Raw genomic sequence first — 2704 nt, 5'->3', positions numbered from 1 at the left:
CATCGGTACCGCGTCCCCTCTCCCGCTTGCGGGGGAGGGCTAGGGTGGAGGTTCTCTCCGCGAGTCACATCGTGGAGAGAGCCCCCACCCGGCGCTGCGCGCCGACCTCCCCCGCAAGCGGGAGAGGTGCAGCGACTCTGCCGCACCATTCGATCCTATCTCATCGCGCTTTAGCGCCCGCCACGCGGCGCCGTGGCGCATCCGCATAGCGCGCGGCCATCGCGCCGGTGAGTTCTGCCATCTTCTCGCGCAGCTCGTCGGGCGCGATCACCTCGGCCTCGGCGCCGAGCCGCAGCAGCTCGCTCGCCGCGTGCCATACCGTCTTGCCGACCGGCATGGTGGCGACGCGCCAGCCGTCGCTGTCGGTGCCATCGGCGAGCCGCATCCGCGCCTTCACGTAAGGATGCGCCAGCGCATCGAACAGCTTCAGCCCGAGCGGCGACAGCCGCACCGTGGCCTCGTTCGGATGCAACTCGGCCTCGAGCCGCTCGATCGAGACACGCCAATAGGCAGCGAGGTCGAAGTCCGCCGGCCGCGCGAACGGCGTCTCCAGGACGGTGCAATCCAGCACCCGCGCGACGCGGTAGGTGCGCACATTGCCGTCGACGAGGCCCGCGAGATACCAGCTGCCGCCCTTCAGCACGAGGCCGAGCGGCGCCGCGCGCCGCCGTTTCTCGGCCTTCCAGCTCTGGTAGCGGATATCGATCAGGTTTTCGCGCAGCACGGCGCCGGCGATGGCGCGCAGATGCTTCGGCTCCTCGGTCTCGCCGAACCAGCCGGGCGCGTCGAGATGGAAGCGCTGCTGCATGCCCCTTGCATTGGAGCGCAGATTGTCCGGCAGCGCCGCCATCAGCTTGGTCTGCGCCGCCATCATCGCGGCGTCGAGGCCGAGCGCGGCGGCGGGTCCCGGAAGGCCGGCCATGAACAGCGCCTCGGCCTCGTCCTGCGACAGCCCGTTCAGCCGCACCCGATAGCCGTCGAGCAGGCGATAGCCGCCCTCGGCGCCGCGGTCGGCATAGACGGGCACGCCGGCGGCGGCCAGCGCATCGATGTCGCGATAGATCGTGCGCACCGAGACCTCGCAGGCCTCGGCCAATTCGGGCGCGGTGACCTGCCCCCGCGCCTGCAGGGTGGTGAGGATGGAAAACAGCCGGCTCGCGCGCATGGGAAAATCATACCTGACACAGGATGTCAGGTATAGGCGGACATAAGGAGGCCATGCCCTGTCGGCGCAAGGAGACCTGCCCATGACCACCACCGACCGCGTTACGCTGTATTACTCGCCGCAGAGCCGGGCCACCGGCACCCGCGTGCTGCTGGAGGAGCTCGGCGCGCCCTATGATCTGCACATCCTCAACATGAAGGCAGGCGAGCAGCGCAAGGACGCCTATCTCGCCATCAATCCGCTCGGCAAGGTGCCGGCGATCCGCCACGGCGACGCGCTGGTGACCGAGCAAGTCGCGATCTTCATCTATCTCGCCGATCTGTTTCCGCAGGCCGGCCTGACGCCGGCGCTGAACGACCCGCGCCGCGGCCCGTATCTGCGCTGGATCGCCTATTACGGCTCCTCATTCGAGCCGGCCGTGATCGACCATTTCATGAAGCGCGAGCCGGCGCCGATCACGCAGTCGCCCTATGCCGATTACGACACCATGCTGGGTGCGCTCGAGACGCAGCTCGCAAAAGGGCCCTATCTGTTCGGCGACCAGATCACCGCGGCCGACATCCTGTGGGGCGTCGCGCTGAGCTGGACCATGATGTTCGGCATCGTGCCGAAAAGGGACGTCTTCGTCCGCTACGCCGAACGCATCACCGCGCGGCCGGCTTTCGAGCGGATCTCGAAGGCCGACGACGAGATGGCGGCGCAGCATGCGGCCGCCGCGGGAGTGTGATACGGATCGTGCCGATGGCGAAAGTCCTGCACAGCACCAACTGCTTCAACACCCTGATCCGCGTCGCCGAGGATTGCCCGGCGCAGCGCGGCGAGGAGCCGCAGCCGCGCGGCGGCCAGCCGACGGTCGCCGTGCTGCAATTCCGGATGATTTCAGGCGCGCCCTACAAATACACCTCCGACGACGTGGTGTTCGCCACGTCGTCGGCCGGCCGCGCGCTCGATGCGAAAGCCGCGAAGAAGGAGCGCAACCTCGCCCGCGAGACCTTCTTCTCGCGCGGCCAGGCCTGCATGCGCGCCTCGCCGCTCGGAAAACGCTTCGGCTGGGGCGTGCACGCCGACGCCGAAGGCCGCATCGCGATCTACGCCGTCGACAGCAAACGCTACCAGGCGCTGGCGCGCGACCCTGACATCACCCAGACGCGCGCGATGCGGAGCAAGCGGGCGTGAGGTGCTCCCCTTATCCTCCCCTGGAGGGGGAGGATCGGTTCGCATGCAATGCGAACCGAGGTGGGGTGAAGGTCTCTCCAAGCAGGCGCTGCCCGTGCTGAGAGATCACGCCACCCCGTCTCACATTCCGCTGCGCTCCATGTGAGCCGACCCTCCCCCTCCAGGGGAGGGTGGTATCAGTGCGTTCCTGCTAGACCCGTCGTCCTGAGAGCCTGACTGAAAAAGGGGTGAGTGACCTGAGTGGGGCGTGATTCCATCGGATTTGCAAAGATTCGAGGGAGAGCACGATGCCCTGGACTGAGATCACTCGGGAGCAATATCGGCGGGACGAACTGCGTTATGCAAGCGATATGACCGATGCGG

General features: G+C 67.5%; 3 protein-coding genes. 2 read left to right on the top strand and 1 reads right to left on the bottom strand.

The genetic code is table 11. From position 1 onward, the window contains the following. Window positions 1-160 precede the first annotated feature (160 nt). Window positions 161-1165, bottom strand: a complete 1005-nt coding sequence (locus AC628_RS40970; protein ID WP_074132488.1) for a helix-turn-helix transcriptional regulator — start codon at window positions 1163-1165, stop codon at window positions 161-163. Between the two features lie 82 nt (window positions 1166-1247). On the opposite strand from AC628_RS40970, the gene AC628_RS40965 reads away from it, so the two are divergent. Continuing rightward, the gene (locus tag AC628_RS40965; protein WP_074132487.1) at window positions 1248-1892 is read left to right on the top strand and encodes a glutathione S-transferase family protein; all 645 of its coding nucleotides are present in this window, start codon (window positions 1248-1250) and stop codon (window positions 1890-1892) included. A 14-nt stretch (window positions 1893-1906) separates the two neighbouring features. Beyond that, window positions 1907-2341 carry a DUF6157 family protein gene (locus tag AC628_RS40960; RefSeq protein ID WP_074132486.1) on the top strand — a complete coding sequence of 145 codons (435 nt, stop codon included), beginning with the start codon at window positions 1907-1909 and terminating at the stop codon, window positions 2339-2341. Window positions 2342-2704: the final 363 nt, after the last annotated feature.

Origin of the sequence: Bradyrhizobium sp. NAS96.2 (assembly GCF_001908235.1) — a bacterium.
In the GTDB taxonomy this organism is placed as follows: domain Bacteria; phylum Pseudomonadota; class Alphaproteobacteria; order Rhizobiales; family Xanthobacteraceae; genus Bradyrhizobium.
This window is presented reverse-complemented; position numbering and strand designations above follow the sequence as displayed.